The organism is Enterobacter sp. Res13-Sevr-PEC09-46, assembly GCF_015672585.1.
Classification (GTDB): Bacteria; Pseudomonadota; Gammaproteobacteria; order Enterobacterales; family Enterobacteriaceae; genus Enterobacter; species Enterobacter hormaechei_C.
The window spans coordinates 12,933-31,312 of record NZ_JADABR010000034.1 but is presented as its reverse complement, the minus strand read 5'-3'; the positions used below and the strand labels follow the sequence as shown (position 1 = coordinate 31,312).

The window sequence follows — 18,380 nt, the reverse complement described above, 5'->3', positions numbered from 1 at the left end:
CTTAATTAGAATAATTCGCATCGTGTTTGAACGGAAATTTAACACTAGTCACTTGTTAAGGATTACCAATGAACAAGCTATCTATGGGGGTGTTTCGCTGTTCAAGTGTCAGCGAAATATTGAAATACATTAGGGCAATAACATCTCGCCGAGCGCCGATTAAATACGGCGTGGAAAAGGTGGAAGGCAAAAGCTATGACCGACTGCGCCGTGAGGCGAATCAGAAGGCGATAGATTTGCTTAATTCGCTGGTGGACGGCGCGACACTGACAGATGAACAGCGCCAGATCCTGGCTGGGTACACCGGTGAAGGCGGCATTGGCGGGTCCGTCTCCGAATATTACACACCAAAGCCGATCGCTGAAGGTGTCTGGGAGATCATGAAGCTCTACGGCGCGGACGTAGGTAACACTCTGGAACCATCGGCGGGAACCGGCGTTTTTAATGAGACAAAACCGGTTGGTACGGTGATGACCGCGACTGAGATCAGCAGTGTTTCCGGTCGTATAAACCAGCTGTTGCACCCGGAAGACAGCGTACAGATTTCTCCGTTCGAACAACTGGCTGTAAGCACGCCTAACGATTCATTCGACCATGTTGTGGGTAACGTTCCGTTCGGTGGTCGTGATAACACACGCAACATCGATAAGCCTTACGCAGAAGAAACGGACATGGGTTCTTACTTCATGCTCCGCATGCTGGACAAGATAAAGCCAGGCGGATTCATGTGCGTGATTGTGCCGCCGTCCATTGTTTCAGGTTCAAACATGAAGCGGTTACGCCTGCGCCTATCACGGAAAGCTGAATTTCTTGGTGCCCACCGCTTGCCTACCGGTACTTTTGACGCAAACGGGACCAGTACAGTTGTTGATGTGGTGCTGATGCGCAAACATCCGGCAGAGATGGCTGAGAAAATCCCCCTGGTGGATGAAAGCACTCTCGAATCGGCAAATGTGCTTTGGCCAACGTTTATTTCTGGCAAGTGGTTTGAAAAGGACGGCCGCCGGTTTGTTCATGGCACCCAGGAAAAGGGCTTCCAGGGGCGTATTGAGGTTCGTGCCGACGGTCAGATTGATAACCAGGCTCTTAAAGCGAAGCTGATTCATCGTTTCGAAAGCCGTATCGACTGGTCTTTGCTCGATATGGCTGAACCGTCACCGACCGCAGACGTTGTTGGTGAAGGGGAAATGCGCCTGATTAATGGCGTATGGCAAAAATATGCTGGTGGTCGCTGGATTGAAGCTGATGCCGGGAAGGAACTTAAGATCGATGCTGCCAGTTATGGCGCGGATAGCTGGGAGGCTCTTCAGCGTAACCTGACTACAACAGAAGGCCGTCTCGGCATGACATTTACCCAGATGGCAAATGTCCGCGATAAGTACACCACATCAATCAGCGACGATATGGTGCAGCTGGTGGACTGGATTAACAGCCAGCCTGAAAAATACCGTGAACGCTTGTATCGCGGGGCGATGATTGGCCGGATGTTAATTGAATATCAGGACATGAAGGCCGCCGGGCATAGTGCTGAACAAATCGAACAGCAGCGCCTTTCTCTGGTATCCCGTTTGCAGGCAGAGATTGACCGTTTTGGTAACCCCGGTCGCGGTCCGATAGCGAAATTGTCGGGGAGCGGTGCGCGCGCCTGGTTTGCTTTCCGTGGTGCAATTAAGCTGGATGGCACTATTTCTGACGAGCTGACAGGGAAGCTGGTTACGCATGATTCCAGCGCAAGTTATGACTCCACCAGCTATCAGGACACCCTGCGTTATCTCTATAGCGATCTCACCCGCGATCCAATCCAGCTCGATGATTTCCGCCTTGCGTTTACCGGCGAACTGCCAGCCAGTGATGAAGAGTTGCTTAATTTATTGGCCAGCACCCCTGGTATTGCGGTTTCACCGTATGGCGGGATTGTTCCGTTCGCCCGCGCCACCAGCGGCGACATTAACGAGATAGTGGCTCCAAAACAGGAATTCCTCGCCACACTCCCCGACGGTCCAGTAAAGAACAACGTCCTTAATCAGCTGGCAGCTATCGAAGAGAAGCGCATCAAGACGCCAGCAGAGAATATCCGGTTTAAGCTCAATAGCCGTTGGTTCGACCGTTCCGTCATTCTGGAATTTTTGCAGGAAAACGGCTATCCGGATCTGCGCTATGTGCAGTCAGTGCAGCTGGAAGGCGACGAAATGGTTTCTGACACCTATCACGGTGGTGATGGTCTGTTCGTCGGGCACCGATACGGTGTCGTCCAGCGCAAGGATAAAGAAACAGGTGAGATTCGCTACGAGTGGGACCGTAAATCAGGTGAAAACGCGACCGGGTTCCCGGCACAGCTGGAAAAGTATCTCAATGGTGCGCGTATCGGTGGCAAAGATAGCGCGACGGCGAACGGCTACCGCGAGCAGATGGCACTGCTTGAGGACCAGTTCAATAAGTGGATCAAGACGCACGATCGCTACGATGAGCTGGTTGCCAAATACAACGATGTGTTCAATAGCAATATCCCGTATGAACACTCTGGCGATCCGCTTGGGTTGAAGGGATTAAGCGGTAAGCGCCAGCCATTTGATTACCAGAATAGCGAGGTGCGCCGACTGTCCGAAGATGGGCGCGGCATCCTGGGCTTCGGCACCGGGCTGGGTAAAACCACGACCGCGCTGGCGCTTGAGGCGTTCAACTATGAGAACGGTCGCTCCACCCGTACTGCGTATGTAGTGCCTAAATCAGTGCTGGAAAACTGGTATTACGAAGCAAAAGAATTCCTGAGTGAAGAGGCATTCAGTAACTACCTGTTCGTCGGTCTTGATGTGCTGATGGATGGCGATCAGATTCGCCAGGTGCAGGTGCTCGATGAGAACGGTAAACCTGTTCTTGGTACTGATGGCACTCCAGTTATGCGCGATGCTCTTAAGCTGGCAGATGAAGCCACTATCACGGCGCGGATGAACGCGATCCCGCACTCAAATTACCGTGCAGTCGTGTTTACCAAAGAACAATACGCCCGCATTCCGCTACGTGATGACACCGTAGATGAGCATGCACAGGATATGCTTTATGACTTCGTTGCCGCCGGACGCGTAGCCAGCGCAATGGACTCCGACTCCCACCGCAAAGAGGCCGCGCGTCGCCGGGTATTGTCGGAGTATTCAGATACCGGCACCGAAAAAGCAGAGAAGTATCCGTACTTTGAGGATATGGGCTTCGATAGTGTGATCGCTGACGAAGGTCACAACTACCGCAATAGCTATAAAAATGGTCGCGAAGCGTCACAGCTGGCCTATCTGCCCACCAGCGCGGTGGCGCAATCGGCGCGAGATATGGCAATCAAAAACGCGTACTTGATGAAAAAGAATGGCGGGCGCGGACCGGTTCTCCTGACTGCAACACCAGTCGTTAACACCCCGATCGATGCATACAACATGCTTTCTCATGTTCTGCCGAAGGAATACTGGCAGAAGATGGGGATCTACAGTCCTGATGACTTCGTAAAATTCTTCGGCAAGACCAGGCTGGAAACGGTACAGAAAATCAGCGGCGAAGTTGAAGAAAAAATGGCGCTGGTGGGTTTTGAAAACCTTGATGCGCTGCGCGGCATATTCCATCGCTGGACAACGCTTAAAACGGCGGAAGACGTTAAGGATACCGTGGAGATCCCGGAACTGGACGAACACCAGCAGGATGCACCACTTACTGAAGAACAACTGGCGGCGTATGAAGAATTGCGTCAGCAGGCGGAAGCGGCGGCCAAAGCCAACAATGGTGTAACGACCTCGGTCAATGAAGACGGCGTGATTGAGCACGAGAAAGCCCGTCCGATCTTCTCAATAATCAGGGATATGGACCGCGTATGTACTGACATGGACCTGTACTATCGCCGGATCACCTATCGTTTCCTGCCGGAGTACGCCGATGCGGTGCAGCAGCTGGCAGACAGTTTGCCTAAACAAGCCACCAGCGAAGACGACGACAGTGATGATTCAATCACGCAGCAATCGCAATACTCCCTGATAGATAAGGGCGAGTTTATTCAGTTGCAGGTTCCGGAAGCGTTCGAGCAGGAAGTGAATAAGCGCCTGGCCAGGTTTGGCATTGACGAACAGACCGTAACTCACCCCGTTACACCCAAATACGCGAAGCTGATCGCCACGCTGAAGGAGTTTTTCCCGGAAGGTAAGCAAATCATCTTCACCGATGAAAAAACGCAGCACCAGAAGCTCAAGCGCATTATCTGCAATGCTCTTAACCTTGAACCTTCAAAGGTGGGGATACTGAATGCTCAGACGGTTGCCGAGGCAGGTAAAACCGGTAAGAAACTGAAAGCGGTTAAACCGCCGAAAGAGTTACCGGATGAACCAACAGATGCACAGATAGCGAAATACAACGAGCAAATGGCTCTGTATGACGCCTATATCGCGCAGCAAAATGAAATGTCGTTGGGCGGTCTGGAAAAGATTGCAGCCGACTTCCAGGAGGGCCGGACTCCGATCATCATCTGCAACAAAAAGGCAGAGGTGGGTATCAACCTGCATCGAGGAACGACTGACATCCATCATCTGACGTTGCCATGGACACCAGCCAGTATCGCACAGCGTAACGGTCGCGGTGCCCGAGTTGGTTCCAACCGTGCAAGCGTTCGCGTTCACTACTACTGCGGCAAGGGTTCTTTCGATGAATACCGACTGAAGACGCTGAAGCGTAAAGCAGGCTGGATCTCCGATATCCTCCGTTCAGATAAGTCAGAAATGGAGAACGCCGACGCCAACGATATGATCGAAATGCAGATGTATACCGCTAAGGATGATGGCGAACGTCTGGCAATGATGCAGGTTCAAATGGATAAGGCGAAAGCCGCGCAACGCGCTCGCCAGAAAGAACAGGCTACTATCGACCTTCAGAACTACATCAAGGCGCAGCACGCAGCTGGCGAGGATGTGGAGGTACTTACCGCTGAATTAGAGCGAAGCAAAGCGGAACTTGAAAAGACCACCGCCGAGGTAGCTAAATTCAAACAGGCGGTAATGGCCAAAGCAGCTGATAACGCAGACTGGAAAGCCCGCTGGGGTAGCGTCCATCACACAGACCGTACGTTGTTAGCACAGTATCGCGCGTCGTTGAAAAGCGCCATTCAGCGCAAGGCTAATATCTCTCAAGCCATCTCCCGCTATGAGAAATTATTGAACCGTACTCAGAAGGCCGCGACGGATATCAAACGCCTGCGCCCGCTGGTGGAGGATGCAATAAATAAAGGCATTCTGGATGTTGATCCTGACTTGGTTAACCATGCGAGTGAGTTCCTTGTTATCGGCGATCGCTCATGGCGTGTAGGCCAATACTACGATTGTGCCGGTGATATCGTTCGCATTAAGTCGCTGGACTTCGACAGCCAGCGCGCAGACGTGGAGATTATCTTTACCTTCAAAGGTACCAAATCGGGTAACTGGGATGTGAAGACGCTGGATAAACAGGTTGATGTAACTCCCGATGAAGATGCTGTTATGCAGAAAATCAGTGGTGGCGTCTCCATTGCCGGGATTAACGACATCATTTCCTGTGACGATTTCTACCGTTTCCAGCAGCGCGGCATGATCAAAATCACTGACTCATACGGCGTTCAGACTACAGAGTCAGGCTATAGCATTGATTTTGTTGGTACCTATACGGACCCACTGAAGCATGCGGTTTACCCGGATCGCCGTGACGGCGCGCTGAAGTCGTCAATTGCAAAATGGGTGCTTGGTATGATGTCGGAAGGGAATAACCGCCAGATCCGTTCGGCAGAAACATTCCTGGTTGAACTGTTTGGCTCCAATTATGGCGATGTAATCGCGTCATACGGAGATACGCTATCCCCTGAAGCAATTCAGGAGAAAATAGCGGATGCGATCGCCAGAATGCCGGAAAAAACAAGCCAGGGGGCTACTCGTAACGGGGATTCTGAACTTGAAGTCACCAATGCCATTTTCGGTACCAATGAGTTCCGGGCGTCAGATTATGAGATCACCACAGCACAGTTTGGCACCATTGGCATTTACAGCAATAAAGACGAGATCAAGCAGGCAATGGACGCAGCAAGTGCGCGCATTGCAGCAGAACGGAAAGCCAATCTGAATCATGCAGTCGCCGCGCTGACTCAATCGTGGGTAACAGCAATCAGGGAGGCCGCCACCACAGGAAAAATCACACCGGCAATTGCGGATGTCGTAAACGACGGCTCTAAATTTATGGATGCCTATCAAATGGATGCGGTGCAGTTGCCATCAGCCTATGGCCAACTCAGCTATCGCATGACCTACAACCTGGTATCAATGTTTTCCGACCTTGCCATCCTTGGGCTGGTGGACCTTAACGAGGTTACGCCGGAATTGCTCAGCATGCGCAAGAACCATGTGGAGATATTGCACAGAATTAACACGGTACTTTCCGGGCGCACCGATGAAGAGAAACAGGCAGACGCTGATCGGATAAACCTGGCCCTAGGCAACATCACGGAGGAAGAAATTGCCGCCAGAAACGAGAAACAAGAAGAGTTATCATCAATACAGGGTGATGCCACCAGCATAGCTCAGTCTCTTGGTCTGAATTATCGCGTATCCACCGCCGACCTGAAGATGATGTACGCACCAAAATTCGCCGCTGGCGAGGTATTTGGGCTTCAGGAGGCGTCCGGCATGAAAGGCATTCTTTTCCGTGCGAAAGACGCAATCAAGGCGAAATTCGGCGCTCGCTGGCTGCCAGCGAAGGCGAAGAACAGCGATTTCCCGGGTAACTGGTGGATTATCGAGACAAAACACAACGTGGCGGACGTTCTGGCCGTCATCCAACAATACGCATAACAGGAGCGCCCGGTTCGCCGGGCGTCGCATAATATGGCCACACTATCTGATACAATAAAACCGAATAAAACATATCTTGAGGCGGTACTCCGTACAGCGTTGTTAGGAAAGACAGAAGACGAATACGTTGATTTCTTCCTGTCAGGGCTACGCGGGCGATTACTGAAAAATCCCCGCCTGTACCGCAGCTATGGTCCATACTGGCCGGAAATTAAAAAATTATTACTGGAGCGCGGTTATGGTAATTTCGGTCGTCTCGTTGACCGTGACGTTCGCAAAATTTACCGTTATGACCGCCCGGCGCTAACACTCATAGCCGCGACGCTCTACAGCCAGGAGCGTTTTGATAATGGTCAGATATACTCAGCCTGGCATTTACTGCCAGTGCCTGAAGAAGTTGACGACCAGGACTATGAGTTTGAGTCTTACGATTTGGAAGTTGAAGCCTTGGCACAGGCTGGAGAGAAAACTTGAAAAAGCGATACTACACAGTAAAGCATGGGACGCTACGAGCATTACAAGAGTTTGCTGACAAGCATAACGTTGAGGTGCGCAGGGAAGGGGGAAGTAAAGCTCTGCGCATGTACCGTCCGGACGGGAAATGGCGGACGGTCGTCGATTTCAAAACAAACAGTGTTCCCCAGGGCGTCCGCGACCGGGCATTCGAAGAATGGGAGCAGATCATCATAGATAACGCATTGCTTCTGAATGCTGATTAAGAACTCTCCGGCCTAGGGAGATTAGGCCGGAGATAAATATACTATATAAACTTAGATACAATATCGTGAATCTGTTGTAGCGGGATATCTTCCATCTCATTCTTAATAAGAGAGCGGTTAGATGCTGTCAGTGAAGGCCATTTTGTTTTCCAGGCTAGATATGCTCGCCATGAGTAGCCTGTTTCGTAAGGTTTATTCATATAAGTCATTGAGTGTTCAACCGCATGTATGTATTTTTTCTCAAAATTGGTTCCTTTTACTTCAAATAAACTACCGAAATAAATAAGCCATTTTGCCAGGTGTTCATACTGCTCCCATGCGCCAGGCTTTTTAGTAAGTTCTATTTTTTTATCTATTATATTACAAAAAACATTTAATACATTTTCATTATTCCAGCTATATCCAGATGATGAAATGGAGGAAATGATATGATAAAAAGAATCCTCTAGCTTCAAGAACTCTATTTTATACTCTCTTCCGTTTTTTATTACCGATTTGATTGAGTGCCTCAATTTGTCTTTTATTTTTTTTGCTTCTGGAATTTTATCGTTAAGTTTTCTAAAGAAATCAGATACCTCTGTTTTATCTATAACCCTAACCCCATAGCAGGAAAAATAGTAATCTTTAATAGGTTGCAATAGTTCCCCTCGGGAAACAAGGAAAATATTGGAGGACATTACGTTGTCCCGTGAAAATACCTTATATTCATTTATAATAGCCTTTAGGTTCGCGTCACTTAGAGAATAGCCAAGGATAACAATAGTGTTTTCATGTAGAACTGTGCTTAGTTTATTAGAAAAGTAAGAATTACCATTTATAAATCTGAAATAATCCTCGCTAGTAACAACCATGTCTGATGGGGAGTCTATAGAACCGTGAACATGGTAGACTTTAACCTCACAATTATATTTTGGAATTGGCAGGCCGGGGGTGATTGTACACGTTCGATTCTCTCCAGCCAGCTTTTCTGCTAACTTGTCATAATTTGTCGTAATTACTTTAAATGTGTTTTCTTTGAAAAAGTCTTGAATATATTCAATTGATGGATCAAGTTCGATTGAGGCTATGATTTTCTCAATCTCTTGGTAAATATTTTTCCCCGAAAGTATAAATTTTAGTGCAATAACCTGAGCAGCTTCTTCAAGGCTAAGGTCTTTTGCTTTTCCATCAGGAAATAATTCCTCTTTGAGTGAGTCACCATCCTTCAATAAACCGCACAGTTGCTCCAATAAAGATTGCCAACTTGGGGCTTTATCATCAGAAACAGCCTTTGAAAATCCAGTGCCTGTAAGAAAGCACAGCCTATGTGTAGCCGCTGCATAGGCAATTTCTATATACTCGCTCATTACTTACTCCATTTACTTATAGTTCTACGGAGAAGTATACCCTAATGCATTGACGTTTATAGATAATTTCCTTTTCCTGTTAATACTCCCTTAGGCACCTGTTTTTGTGCCAGCGTTTGGGTGCCGCGAATTATGTTAATCAGAGGGCTTAGTAACGATGGTTCCTGGCGTGCCTCAACTTCTCCAGCCATTGCCCTGATGTAGTCGGCGCTGGCAACGTTGTTGTATTCCGTCGCAAAGCAACATAGTAACGTCAGAACATGCTCTGTCGTTATTTCGCTCCAGTTAATGTTGAAAAATTCATCGCCTTTTTTATCGTGTTCGGAATCGAAGATGCTTTGGTGGAGGATGTATTTGCCGGATTCCTTGCGCGGTAACTTGATTGCTTTCTGGCGTTCCAGCTCCTTATAAATCTGCATTGCCTCAATTAGTACCGGCCTGCCGTTCATGAAGGGATCGCGCAACCTTACACGCTGGCCAACTCGACCAGTAATAAAGCTGTTTTCCTCTTCCACCAGCACGATAAAACCCTTTTCCTCTTTTTCTCGCAATTCGCGCAGCAGCTGGAGTTCCATATCGCGGCGGCGTTCAGGGTAGCTGGTCCGCTCAGCCATTATTAGCTCATTGTTGATCCATGCAGCAGTCATTGACGCCGGTTTGCCGACGCTCATCGAAACAACGCATATTTTCTTATCCATAGCGCCCCCTACAAAAAAGAAAAGCCACCAGCGGCGGCTTAGCAATACAACTGAAGGTAGCGCCCGGTACTCAGACTGTGCCGTCCATGGAATATTTGAAAAGGGATCCATCCGTACCGGGCATGTGATGATTCTGACTGAAGTCACTTGTCAGTTGTCAATTATTTCAGATTAAAAATAATATATTTATTAGTGCATGATGTTTGCCATCTCATAGGCGTCAGCCAGCAACTCCATCTCTGACTTGTTCAGCAAGGTGAATTCTTTCTTGCCTCCAACCACACCATCGGCATGAACAGGGACCAGCCAGGGGTATTTTTCTCTTACTTCAGCCGGTGCTGCATGCTGGTGGTGCCATCTACAAAGTGGCAATTGCTTTTTGTGACAACCAGGCGCGGTACGACCGGAGATATGGTGCAGAGACACCTCTTCAGATATTACTCCATGCATATAGCAGGCAATGCAGGGGAGAGCGCCAAGAGCATTGGCTATGCGCCGCTCCTCCGCCGTCGGTGTTCGTCCCTTCAAGCCACGAGATTTTATTTTTACCGCGCTTTTCCGCGTTTTGCTGGCTGGTGGGCGCTCTTTCTGTTTAGCGATACGGCGGTCGATAGTATTCCGCATTTTCTGATATTGAGATTCTCGCCAGGCCGGATCAGCCAACTTCTCCCGTTGCCGAGCGATCGCTCGTTCTCTGGCTGCCTTCTGCCACTTACGGTGCTGTTCAATTTTTTGTTCGATTGTTTTCATATGGCAAAAAAAAGGCGGCCTGATGGCCGCCAATGATGTCAAGGAGTTAAGTAATGGCAACGTCTTCGTAGTTGACAAAAACTGCGGCTCAATTATAGCAATCAATTAGAGCAATGGTAGAGATTTTGTTTATCGCGAATCACATTTTTTCACTTCAGTACCTGTGTGCTATACTCCTTCTTGATTGATTGGATGCGGAATACAAACCCGCTCTTTTGTGCAGCCTGGCTCCTTGCCAGGCTTTTTTTATTTCATCATGGAAGCTGTTAATGCTTTGGACCTTGCTGAACTGATTGAGAGGGCTTTGTCAACGTGCCCCAAAAATTCGCCAAACTCAGACATCACTTTAGCAAAACCGCGCCGTGCTTCTTCCTCGGTGGCATTCATCACGAAATGTTCAGCACTACGCATACTTCTGACAGGGAACGCAACGGATATTGAGTCAATATCAGGCATTCTATCGCTCAGCTTTACAGTGACAATGACGGCTGGCGACTGAATATTAGTGCTCACTGACAGCACTACATATTTTCCGCCGATGTTGAAATTCTTTCTCATATGTCACCATAAATATCAAAGAATTAGAGCAATCATTTACGCGTTAATGGCTAATCGCCATCTTCCAGCAGGCGCACCATTGCCCCTGTTTCACTATCCAGGTTACGGATATAGTTCATGACAATATTTACGTTGGTCCAGCCACCAGCTTGCATGATCTCCGGTATTGAAACTCCGGCGCGGGCCATATCTCGTGCGGCTCCGACACGGGCACTGTGTCCAGACCAGGCCAGGTACCTCTGACCAGAGTCATCCTTAGCCCCGTAAATCAATCGGTGAGTTGCTTCAAAAATCCCTTCCAGGGCGCGAGTTGATAGCTGGCTGGTGGATGATGGCGAGGCAACACCATTTTTTCTGACCCGGCAAAACAAGTAGTTATTCGGATCATCAGCCACACCAGAGACGGAAATCCATCGCTCGACCAGTTTAGTTACCCCCAGGCTAAGTGCCTTCTCTACACCTGCGGTGCTAACCAGCGTTTTCGTTCTGCCAATATGGATTAACATTCTCCCACCGTCAGTACGTGAGATATCTTTAACCCTGATCCTGGCAATTTCGGCTATACGTAACAGGGTGTTATAAGCAATCCCCAGAAATGCCAGATTCCGTATATCCTGGCAGCGATCGCTATTTCCCATGAGTGAACGAACCTGGTCGAAATCAGTGCGTTCGAACGCCAGCGCCTGTTTTGCACGCTCACCGGCATCAACGTTTTCTTTTCGGATCCGTCGCATGACCAGTGAAACAGCATTGCTGTCACTTGGTCGTGGCAGCCCGGACCGACGATGAAGCATATTTAGCTGGCCCAAATGTTGCTGGATAGTTTTCACTGCCAGACCGCGCGCCTGAAGATATAGAAGATAATCGCGAACATCTTCAGGTTCTGCGGGAAACCATTTCCGGTTATTCAACTTGCACCATGCCGCCCATGACCGGCAAACGGACAGAAGCATTTTCCAGGTATGCTCAGAAAACGCCTGGCGATCCCTGAACATGTCCATCAGGTTCTTGCGAACCTCATCACTCGTTGCATCGACCGGTAATGCAGGCAAATTTTGGTGTACGGTCAGTAAATTGGACATTTAACACTCAGATAATGGTTTTAAGTAAAGTGTACAGGATCGGCTCTGCCTTTACCTGTTTATGGTTCTCGTCATAGAAACGCCAGCGACCGCGCGTGCGTTCTATTTTCTCTTCACCGCGCGATAATGACAGTTGACAACTATCACGATCAAACCCTTTTGCCCGCCAGTAACCACGGTTTTTCTCAAGCTCAATATGAGTGGACACTTTAGCAGCTGAATATCCCATTTTTCACCTCTGATTGATTGGTGGTGCTAAGTGCGCTACGCGAAATCTGGAGCACTAACACTGCCAACATTTCGCAGATTTTACGTAGCGCAACCTTGATCAAATGATCAAGTGATCACTATTTGACCTGATAAGGTATTGAACTGTATGGATTTACAGGTAAATTGATCATGTTCAATAACCCTTAAGATAACTTCGTATAATGTATGCTATACGAAGTTATTAGGTCTGAAGAGGAGTTTACGTCCAGCTGCGCATAAAAATCAATAATTATTAGAGCAATAAATTTTGAGAGAAAAATCCCACTCCACCAGCCAAAAACTGGATTGTTTTTCATAGTTGTTTGACAATTGCTCTAATAAATTATAGTTTTGCCGCCGTTTCGTAATACGACTTTGGATTCACTATTTAATGTGTCTTCAGCGTTGTAGAGCGGCTCAGAAGGAAATGAGCAAACAGGGAAACCTTATACAACGGCATTACAGCTATGCATTGCTCATCTTACACACAGCGCAATGTTGTTAGATTACCCCAGCATGGATCATGGGTGAAACAGTAGGTCAGAGCTTCAGGCTCTGTGTTGTCAATACAGTGAGGCATAATTATGGCTTTCATTCCACCAACCATCGACGACGTTAGACATTGCTCTAACGCTTTATCTGTAGACCCCGCCGAAACCGACGCTGCCCGCGCCATTGCTGAACACTACTCAAAGATATCCAATCAGGAGTACCGCATCACCCAAGACGACCTGGATGATCTCACTGACACAATCGAATATCTCATGGCCACTAACCAGCCAGACTCACAATAAATGCACTAATAAATCTATTATTTTCGTTGGATCCTTCTATAATGGTGGCCAACAACTCCCAGTGTAATCCGCTGTGAGTTGTTGGCCATGTCAATTCTGGAGGAGGATCAATGATAAATTATGTCTACGGCGAACAACTGTACCAGGAGTTCGTCAGCTTCAGGGATCTCTTTCTAAAAAAAGCTGTTGCACGCGCCCAACACGTTGATGCCGCCAGCGACGGTCGTCCTGTTCGCCCGGTTGTCGTTCTGCCGTTCAAAGAAACGGACAGCATTCAGGCTGAAATTGATAAATGGACTTTAATGGCGCGGGAACTGGAACAGTACCCAGACCTCAATATCCCAAAGACTATTTTATATCCAGTGCCTAACATCCTTCGCGGTGTGCGTAAGGTTACAACTTATCAGACAGAAGCTGTGAACAGCGTCAACATGACCGCTGGCCGCATTATTCATCTGATTGATAAGGACATTCGCATCCAGAAAAGCGCGGGGATCAATGAGCACAGTGCGAAATACATAGAGAACCTGGAAGCAACAAAAGAGCTAATGAAGCAGTACCCGGAGGATGAAAAATTCCGTATGCGTGTACACGGCTTTAGCGAAACAATGCTGCGCGTCCATTACATTTCCAGTAGCCCTAACTACAATGATGGTAAATCAGTTAGTTACCATGTGCCGCTGTGTGGTGTGTTTATCTGCGATGAAACTCTCCGTGATGGAATCATCATCAACGGTGAATTCGAGAAAGCAAAATTTAGCCTTTATGACTCTATAGAACCGATCATCTGCGACCGCTGGCCGCAGGCAAAAATATATCGCCTGGCAGATATTGAAAATGTAAAAAAACAAATTGCCATCACTCGCGAAGAGAAAAAGGTCAAATCAGCCGCATCAGTTACGCGCAGCCGTAAAACTAAGAAAGGGCAGCCAGTAAACGACAACCCCGAAAGCGCGCAATAGTTTCCATCCGGCATGGTCAATGAGTTATTCATTAAGCCATGCCAGAGCTTCATCAACCTGCGCTTCGTCTTCGACGCTAAGCACTTCATCCTGGGGAACATAATCCGCCAGCATAGCGAAACAATATGTATCCCAATGGTCTGGTGAGTGCAGGTTGAGTTTTTTCTTCATATCCTCCTTACTCATCACCTTCCATTGACCTGCGGAGTTAATCCCTACAGGGATTTTCGACGCTTCCTCAATAGTTTCATTACCCTTATCCAGTCTCATACGACCAGATTTTACGGCCTCTGCGGCTTGAACGTTGGCATAAGCACGTTTATCAAAGTACAGGCTCTTATCTTCACGGCTATGCATCTTTTTACCCCAGCGTATACGCTGTACGGTAATACCATAATACTCGTACATCAGATCCGCCGTTGCTTTACCCAGCCCATCGCCGTCTATCGCTATGGTGATATTTGGGAATCGCTCAGGATTACATTCTGCGAAAATTTTGGCGGCAAGCTGCGTTTCTGTAACGTCTGTGTATTCCAGCATTCGATAGTTGATTACACGGCGTTTATTTCTCTGGCCGGACACCATCATGATATTGATAACGGACTTATCCCGTCCCGTACCACCAGCAACGTCCACACATGCAAGCCAGCCCCATCCTTTGGCAATCTTGACTTTCCGCCGCGTCGCACGTTCAACCTCATCACGTCCAAGAAGGAAGCCATCCTGTGATTTAGGGAATAGTCCGCGTACCTTAATCATGTACATAGGGTTATCACGCCCGCCGTACTCCGCCAGCTTCATTTTGATAAATGCTGGCGTTACCAGCGGTGATTCCTCACTGTTAAGCGTGATCGCCGTATAAACGCCATCAGGGTTACCAGGACGCTTGGCCAGTTTATGGTGAGTATCGTAGAAATAGCCGCTTGGGCGTGTAGGCTGTGACAGTAATAAGATGCGGTTATCCTGTCCGGTAAGAGCACCGGTGATGATACCGAAAGCTCTATCACTGACACCGGAGGCTTCATCGATAATATACAGAAGATGATCTGCGTGTTCACCGGCGAGAGCTTCTTCACTTCCCAGACGAAAGCCCTTCGGTACTACAGTCCATACACCTTTACCAGTAACCTCATAGAAAGCGGTTTCTGTCAGAACAAAATAATCAGCAAGCCATGGAAAACGGCTGGTGGCAGTAGCCCAGTTTATCTTGATGTACTTGAATATACCGGTCATTACCTGCTGAATTTTGTTCGCAACGATAATGGCGCGGGCACCGGGATACATGATTATGAACAACATGATCATGATAGAAGTCATGTCTGATTTCCCGGTACCGTGACCAGACGAAACAGATGTCTTGCTACCCTGTTCCTGCACAGACTCAATAATCAGATCCTGCTGCCAGGTAGGTGTTTTGCCGAACAAAACATCAGCGGCAGCAATCCAGTCATAACGATATAGCGCCACCAGCTCGCGCCAACGTGGATCCGTTACGCAACTTCTGGCCATTAATCATCATCCCCGTATAGCTTGCGGGTAACTTCTTCGTCTTCCTCCTCGTCTTCGTCCAGGTCTTGTTCCAGCCATGGGTCGTTTGATACACCTTCAGTATCAACATCTCCATAACCGCCTGTATCAACGATATCGGCGATTTCTTCCCTACGCTGCTCAATCCACAATGCGGCATCGGCGCGGCGGTTGGCGGCCCGTTCTCGCGCAACTTTGTCCAGATCTTCAAGAGAAGGGCCACCGACGGCTGTTTGCCTTTCCTCATCATCGGTATTGGTCTTAGGAGCACGCAGATCGGCTTTGATTTGCTCCAGCATCAGGGGCGGTACTTTCCCTCCATGCGCCTCGATGAATTCAGCTGCCTCCAGCACTGACCAGTTGTTTTCACGCTTTCGTTCGTATGCCAGCTTAACAATGCCAGCTTGCCCCATAGACAAAGCGTGCTTTTCCGCCTCCCGGCTTTCTTTTCGATAGTTATTCCGGATGCTGTAAATGGTGTTGATCAGGCTGCTTATCTGCGCGGAACAGCTGTTTAGCATGCTCGCGATACGGTATTCAGGCGGAGTTCCTTCATCATCGTCTTTTTGCTGATCGCGCATTTCCTGAACCAAGCGAATACACGTATCCCTGGCGTTCTCCAGCATAAGGAGATGAGAGAGAGACTTTTCCAGAAGAGTGGTTTCCAGAACATCAGCCCCGGACCGACGCAACATAGCGCGCGCGGCCTTCCGCGCTTCAACGTTATCTATCAGGTAATCGCCAGCTTCGAATTCAAAGCGTTCACCATCATCATCCAGGGTGTCGCGTTCCAGGCGATCACGTAAGGTCCGGTGGGCGCGGGTGATCACGTCATGATCATCAGAACGATCATTTATGCGCTTATTCTGGCGCTTCGCGTTCTCGACTGCGGCACTGACAACAGCATTAACTCTTTGTTTTTCAGCCATTTCAGCCACAATGTGATCACCTGCACGTTGATCATTAGCGTGATCAATGATCATGCTTTTTAGTGGTTTTCTGACAGGCTTATTTGGCTTACGGCTGTCCGCTGTTCCGGTGTCTTCTTTGAATGCACGGAGATAACGACGTGCGGTGTTTGGGTTGAGATTAAACTCGGCGGCATATTGTGCGATGGTGTAACCACCATCTCGCGCCAGGCGAGCAAAATTCTTCTTGTGATCGTCCCAGGTCACTTATGCTTCCTTTCGTATAAAACTCTTTTTGACGCGAGGGTAACGAAAGTCACATGTCAAAAGGCCCGGAACGGGCAAGCAATCAATCAGATACGTGCGGATGTGGCATTACCGTAATGACGGTGCTGACGGACCACCTTATTGAAAAGTTGACGCGCCATCACCCAAGGCTGGTGCTCCCGGCGTTCCTTTTCGTCCTGCGTCATATAGAGTTCGTTCTGGAGTTTTTCATCAAACCGGCGCGGAGCGCGGCTGCGGCGAAAGAATTCAGGATTCAGAGAGTGGATCTGAAATCTACGTGGGCGTGTACTGTCATCAATCAAAACAGACGAATACTTAGACACAGCGATAGCCTTTAAGCGCAGATAAACATCGCGCTTATCGACATCCAGATGCGGGTATTCCTTTTCAAGAATTGCTGCGAGTTCTTTCGCTGATAGAAGAGATTTAGTGCGGATCATGTAATCCGCAATCTCGTACGATGTTATTCGTGAGTGATTTATTTCCATGAAGTGGCGTCCCTGCCAGTTAAGTAACATCCTGTCACCTACTGATTAGCCCATGTCAACTAATCAACGTCGAATATAATACCCTCGATTAAAGAAATAGCAATACATTAGAGCAATTTTATCTAACGCTCGACGAGTGACTTGTGATAGCGCCGACTCCAAGCGCGTAATCAAAGAACAATCGTTGATGCATCGCCAGCCTACCGTGCGTCTTCTCCCAATTATCGCGGTCACGCTCAATATCACGCTGGCATGACTGGCACAGAGGAATAGCATAAATGTCATGCGCGCATAATCGACTATGACGAACGATATAAGGCGTAATGTGAGCGCCAGCTCCCGCAGCTCCACAGCCACAGCATGGACGGGAAGCCACAAAGTCCATGTACTCGGGCAATTTTAGCGATTGAAGTTTTGGTATTTTGAAATGCGCCATACCTGGGTCGGAGTCAACATCCACAGGGCATACTTTTGCACGCATCGGCGCGGCGCGTTCTTCCATCATCTGAACATATGCTGTAGCGCGATCGTCATACGGGCGAATATCCGCCTCTTTCAGAGGTCCGCTATCCTGCGGAGTAGCCTTCATCTTATTTATTGATATGCGGCAGACTTCTTCCGGCATCAGGTGCATCATGTTGCGCATGAAAGCCCACCAGCACAGCTCCTGAATACTTAAATCATGGCTATTTGAAAGGCCCATTTCCTGACGGGCGACATCCAGTATCCAGTTAACGCGATTATTGTGCAGCGTTTCTTTCAGCTCATTAAAACCACGCATCCGGTAATGGTTATCGTGATGCCAGCACAACAACACCGCGCTATTGTCTCGTTCTGCGTGGACAATATGGTTGTCACACCAGCTACGATCTGCGGCCTGGCATTGCCCCTCTTTCCTGCGCAACCACGCCACCAGCGCGTCAATTCCACCAATACGGCGAAACAGTTCATCGCTGTTAAAAAACGGCTGCAACGCCTCATTTGTTGCCATGGTTTGCTCGGTAACAACGAGGCCGTCTTCCATGTGCTCGATTAACTCACGCGGCACCGGCTCCATAATAAATTTACGGCCAGCCTCCACCAGCTTTCTGACTTCCTGATCCACTTTGAATGTGGCGACGCCAAGCTCTTTTTGTACAAAGGGAGTAATTACGGCTTTCACATCACACCTTTCA

15 protein-coding genes are annotated in these 18,380 nt (G+C 48.5%); 5 read left to right on the top strand and 10 right to left on the bottom strand.

All coding sequences use genetic code 11. The features are described 5' to 3' along the window. Positions 1-68: 68 nt before the first annotated feature. The 3 genes from IMQ56_RS21995 to IMQ56_RS21985 are packed head-to-tail and all read left to right on the top strand — an operon-like array spanning position 69 to position 7,555. Positions 69-6,836: an N-6 DNA methylase gene (locus tag IMQ56_RS21995; RefSeq protein ID WP_196065248.1), complete on the top strand. Its 6,768-nt coding sequence runs from the start codon at positions 69-71 to the stop codon at positions 6,834-6,836. Positions 6,837-6,869: 33 nt separating this feature from the next. Next, positions 6,870-7,310, top strand: a complete 441-nt coding sequence (locus IMQ56_RS21990; RefSeq protein WP_000224043.1) for a hypothetical protein — start codon at positions 6,870-6,872, stop codon at positions 7,308-7,310. Further along, positions 7,307-7,555 (top strand): hypothetical protein, encoded by a 249-nt coding sequence (locus IMQ56_RS21985; protein ID WP_000747846.1) that lies wholly within the window; start codon positions 7,307-7,309, stop codon positions 7,553-7,555. Before IMQ56_RS21990 ends, IMQ56_RS21985 begins: the two co-directional genes overlap by 4 nt. A 41-nt stretch (positions 7,556-7,596) precedes the next feature. Here the strand turns inward: IMQ56_RS21985 and IMQ56_RS21980 are convergent, their stop codons facing one another. From IMQ56_RS21980 to IMQ56_RS21955, 6 genes are all read right to left on the bottom strand, one after another. Next, positions 7,597-8,901, bottom strand: a complete 1,305-nt coding sequence (locus IMQ56_RS21980) for an SIR2 family protein (protein ID WP_023155280.1) — start codon at positions 8,899-8,901, stop codon at positions 7,597-7,599. Between the two features lie 56 nt (positions 8,902-8,957). Next, positions 8,958-9,599, bottom strand: a complete 642-nt coding sequence (locus IMQ56_RS21975; protein ID WP_001376241.1) for a hypothetical protein — start codon at positions 9,597-9,599, stop codon at positions 8,958-8,960. 189 nt (positions 9,600-9,788) lie between these two features. Further along, the gene (locus IMQ56_RS21970; RefSeq protein WP_023155281.1) at positions 9,789-10,349 is read right to left on the bottom strand and encodes a Ref family protein; all 561 of its coding nucleotides are present in this window, start codon (positions 10,347-10,349) and stop codon (positions 9,789-9,791) included. Between the two features lie 246 nt (positions 10,350-10,595). Beyond that, positions 10,596-10,907, bottom strand: a complete 312-nt coding sequence (locus IMQ56_RS21965) for a hypothetical protein (RefSeq protein WP_023155282.1) — start codon at positions 10,905-10,907, stop codon at positions 10,596-10,598. Positions 10,908-10,957: 50 nt separating this feature from the next. Further along, entirely contained in the window at positions 10,958-11,989 is a 1,032-nt protein-coding gene (locus IMQ56_RS21960; protein WP_024245509.1) for a site-specific integrase, read from the bottom strand. A 7-nt stretch (positions 11,990-11,996) separates the two neighbouring features. Next, the gene (locus IMQ56_RS21955; protein WP_000542332.1) at positions 11,997-12,218 is read right to left on the bottom strand and encodes a hypothetical protein; all 222 of its coding nucleotides are present in this window, start codon (positions 12,216-12,218) and stop codon (positions 11,997-11,999) included. Positions 12,219-12,822: 604 nt separating this feature from the next. Between IMQ56_RS21955 and IMQ56_RS21950 the strand changes: the two genes are divergently transcribed. Together IMQ56_RS21950 and IMQ56_RS21945 are read left to right on the top strand one after the other, a co-directional pair. Beyond that, complete coding sequence (locus tag IMQ56_RS21950) at positions 12,823-13,032, top strand: hypothetical protein (protein WP_000874154.1); 210 nt, start codon at positions 12,823-12,825, stop codon at positions 13,030-13,032. A 110-nt stretch (positions 13,033-13,142) separates the two neighbouring features. Next, positions 13,143-13,994, top strand: a complete 852-nt coding sequence (locus tag IMQ56_RS21945) for a phage repressor protein C1 (protein WP_000611656.1) — start codon at positions 13,143-13,145, stop codon at positions 13,992-13,994. A 24-nt stretch (positions 13,995-14,018) separates the two neighbouring features. Here IMQ56_RS21945 and IMQ56_RS21940 read toward each other — a convergent pair whose 3' ends face one another. The 4 genes from IMQ56_RS21940 to IMQ56_RS21925 all read right to left on the bottom strand — a co-directional run bounded on the left by IMQ56_RS21940 (position 14,019) and on the right by IMQ56_RS21925 (position 18,367). After that, on the bottom strand, positions 14,019-15,503 hold the full coding sequence (locus IMQ56_RS21940) for a hypothetical protein (RefSeq protein WP_000124159.1): 1,485 nt from the start codon (positions 15,501-15,503) through the stop codon (positions 14,019-14,021). After that, entirely contained in the window at positions 15,503-16,696 is a 1,194-nt protein-coding gene (locus tag IMQ56_RS21935; protein ID WP_000219604.1) for a terminase, read from the bottom strand. The genes IMQ56_RS21940 and IMQ56_RS21935 overlap by 1 nt, the downstream gene beginning before the upstream one ends. Before the next feature lie 86 nt (positions 16,697-16,782). Next, entirely contained in the window at positions 16,783-17,235 is a 453-nt protein-coding gene (locus tag IMQ56_RS21930) for a late promoter-activating protein (Gp10) (RefSeq protein WP_001312282.1), read from the bottom strand. An 88-nt stretch (positions 17,236-17,323) separates the two neighbouring features. Beyond that, a complete protein-coding gene (locus IMQ56_RS21925) occupies positions 17,324-18,367 on the bottom strand; it encodes a DUF968 domain-containing protein (RefSeq protein WP_023155284.1) in 1,044 nt (347 codons plus the stop codon). Positions 18,368-18,380 lie beyond the last annotated feature (13 nt).

Bases quoted from the DNA above. Each gene is read 5' to 3' on its own strand.
- IMQ56_RS21995 (WP_196065248.1), top strand. From the start codon at position 69: ATGAACAAGCTATCTATGGGGGTGTTTCGCTGTTCAAGTGTCAGCGAA.
- IMQ56_RS21990 (WP_000224043.1), top strand. From the start codon at position 6,870: ATGGCCACACTATCTGATACAATAAAACCGAATAAAACATATCTTGAG.
- IMQ56_RS21980 (WP_023155280.1), bottom strand. From the start codon at position 8,901: ATGAGCGAGTATATAGAAATTGCCTATGCAGCGGCTACACATAGGCTG.
- IMQ56_RS21975 (WP_001376241.1), bottom strand. From the start codon at position 9,599: ATGGATAAGAAAATATGCGTTGTTTCGATGAGCGTCGGCAAACCGGCG.
- IMQ56_RS21970 (WP_023155281.1), bottom strand. From the start codon at position 10,349: ATGAAAACAATCGAACAAAAAATTGAACAGCACCGTAAGTGGCAGAAG.
- IMQ56_RS21965 (WP_023155282.1), bottom strand. From the start codon at position 10,907: ATGAGAAAGAATTTCAACATCGGCGGAAAATATGTAGTGCTGTCAGTG.
- IMQ56_RS21960 (WP_024245509.1), bottom strand. From the start codon at position 11,989: ATGTCCAATTTACTGACCGTACACCAAAATTTGCCTGCATTACCGGTC.
- IMQ56_RS21955 (WP_000542332.1), bottom strand. From the start codon at position 12,218: ATGGGATATTCAGCTGCTAAAGTGTCCACTCATATTGAGCTTGAGAAA.
- IMQ56_RS21950 (WP_000874154.1), top strand. From the start codon at position 12,823: ATGGCTTTCATTCCACCAACCATCGACGACGTTAGACATTGCTCTAAC.
- IMQ56_RS21945 (WP_000611656.1), top strand. From the start codon at position 13,143: ATGATAAATTATGTCTACGGCGAACAACTGTACCAGGAGTTCGTCAGC.
- IMQ56_RS21940 (WP_000124159.1), bottom strand. From the start codon at position 15,503: ATGGCCAGAAGTTGCGTAACGGATCCACGTTGGCGCGAGCTGGTGGCG.
- IMQ56_RS21930 (WP_001312282.1), bottom strand. From the start codon at position 17,235: ATGTTACTTAACTGGCAGGGACGCCACTTCATGGAAATAAATCACTCA.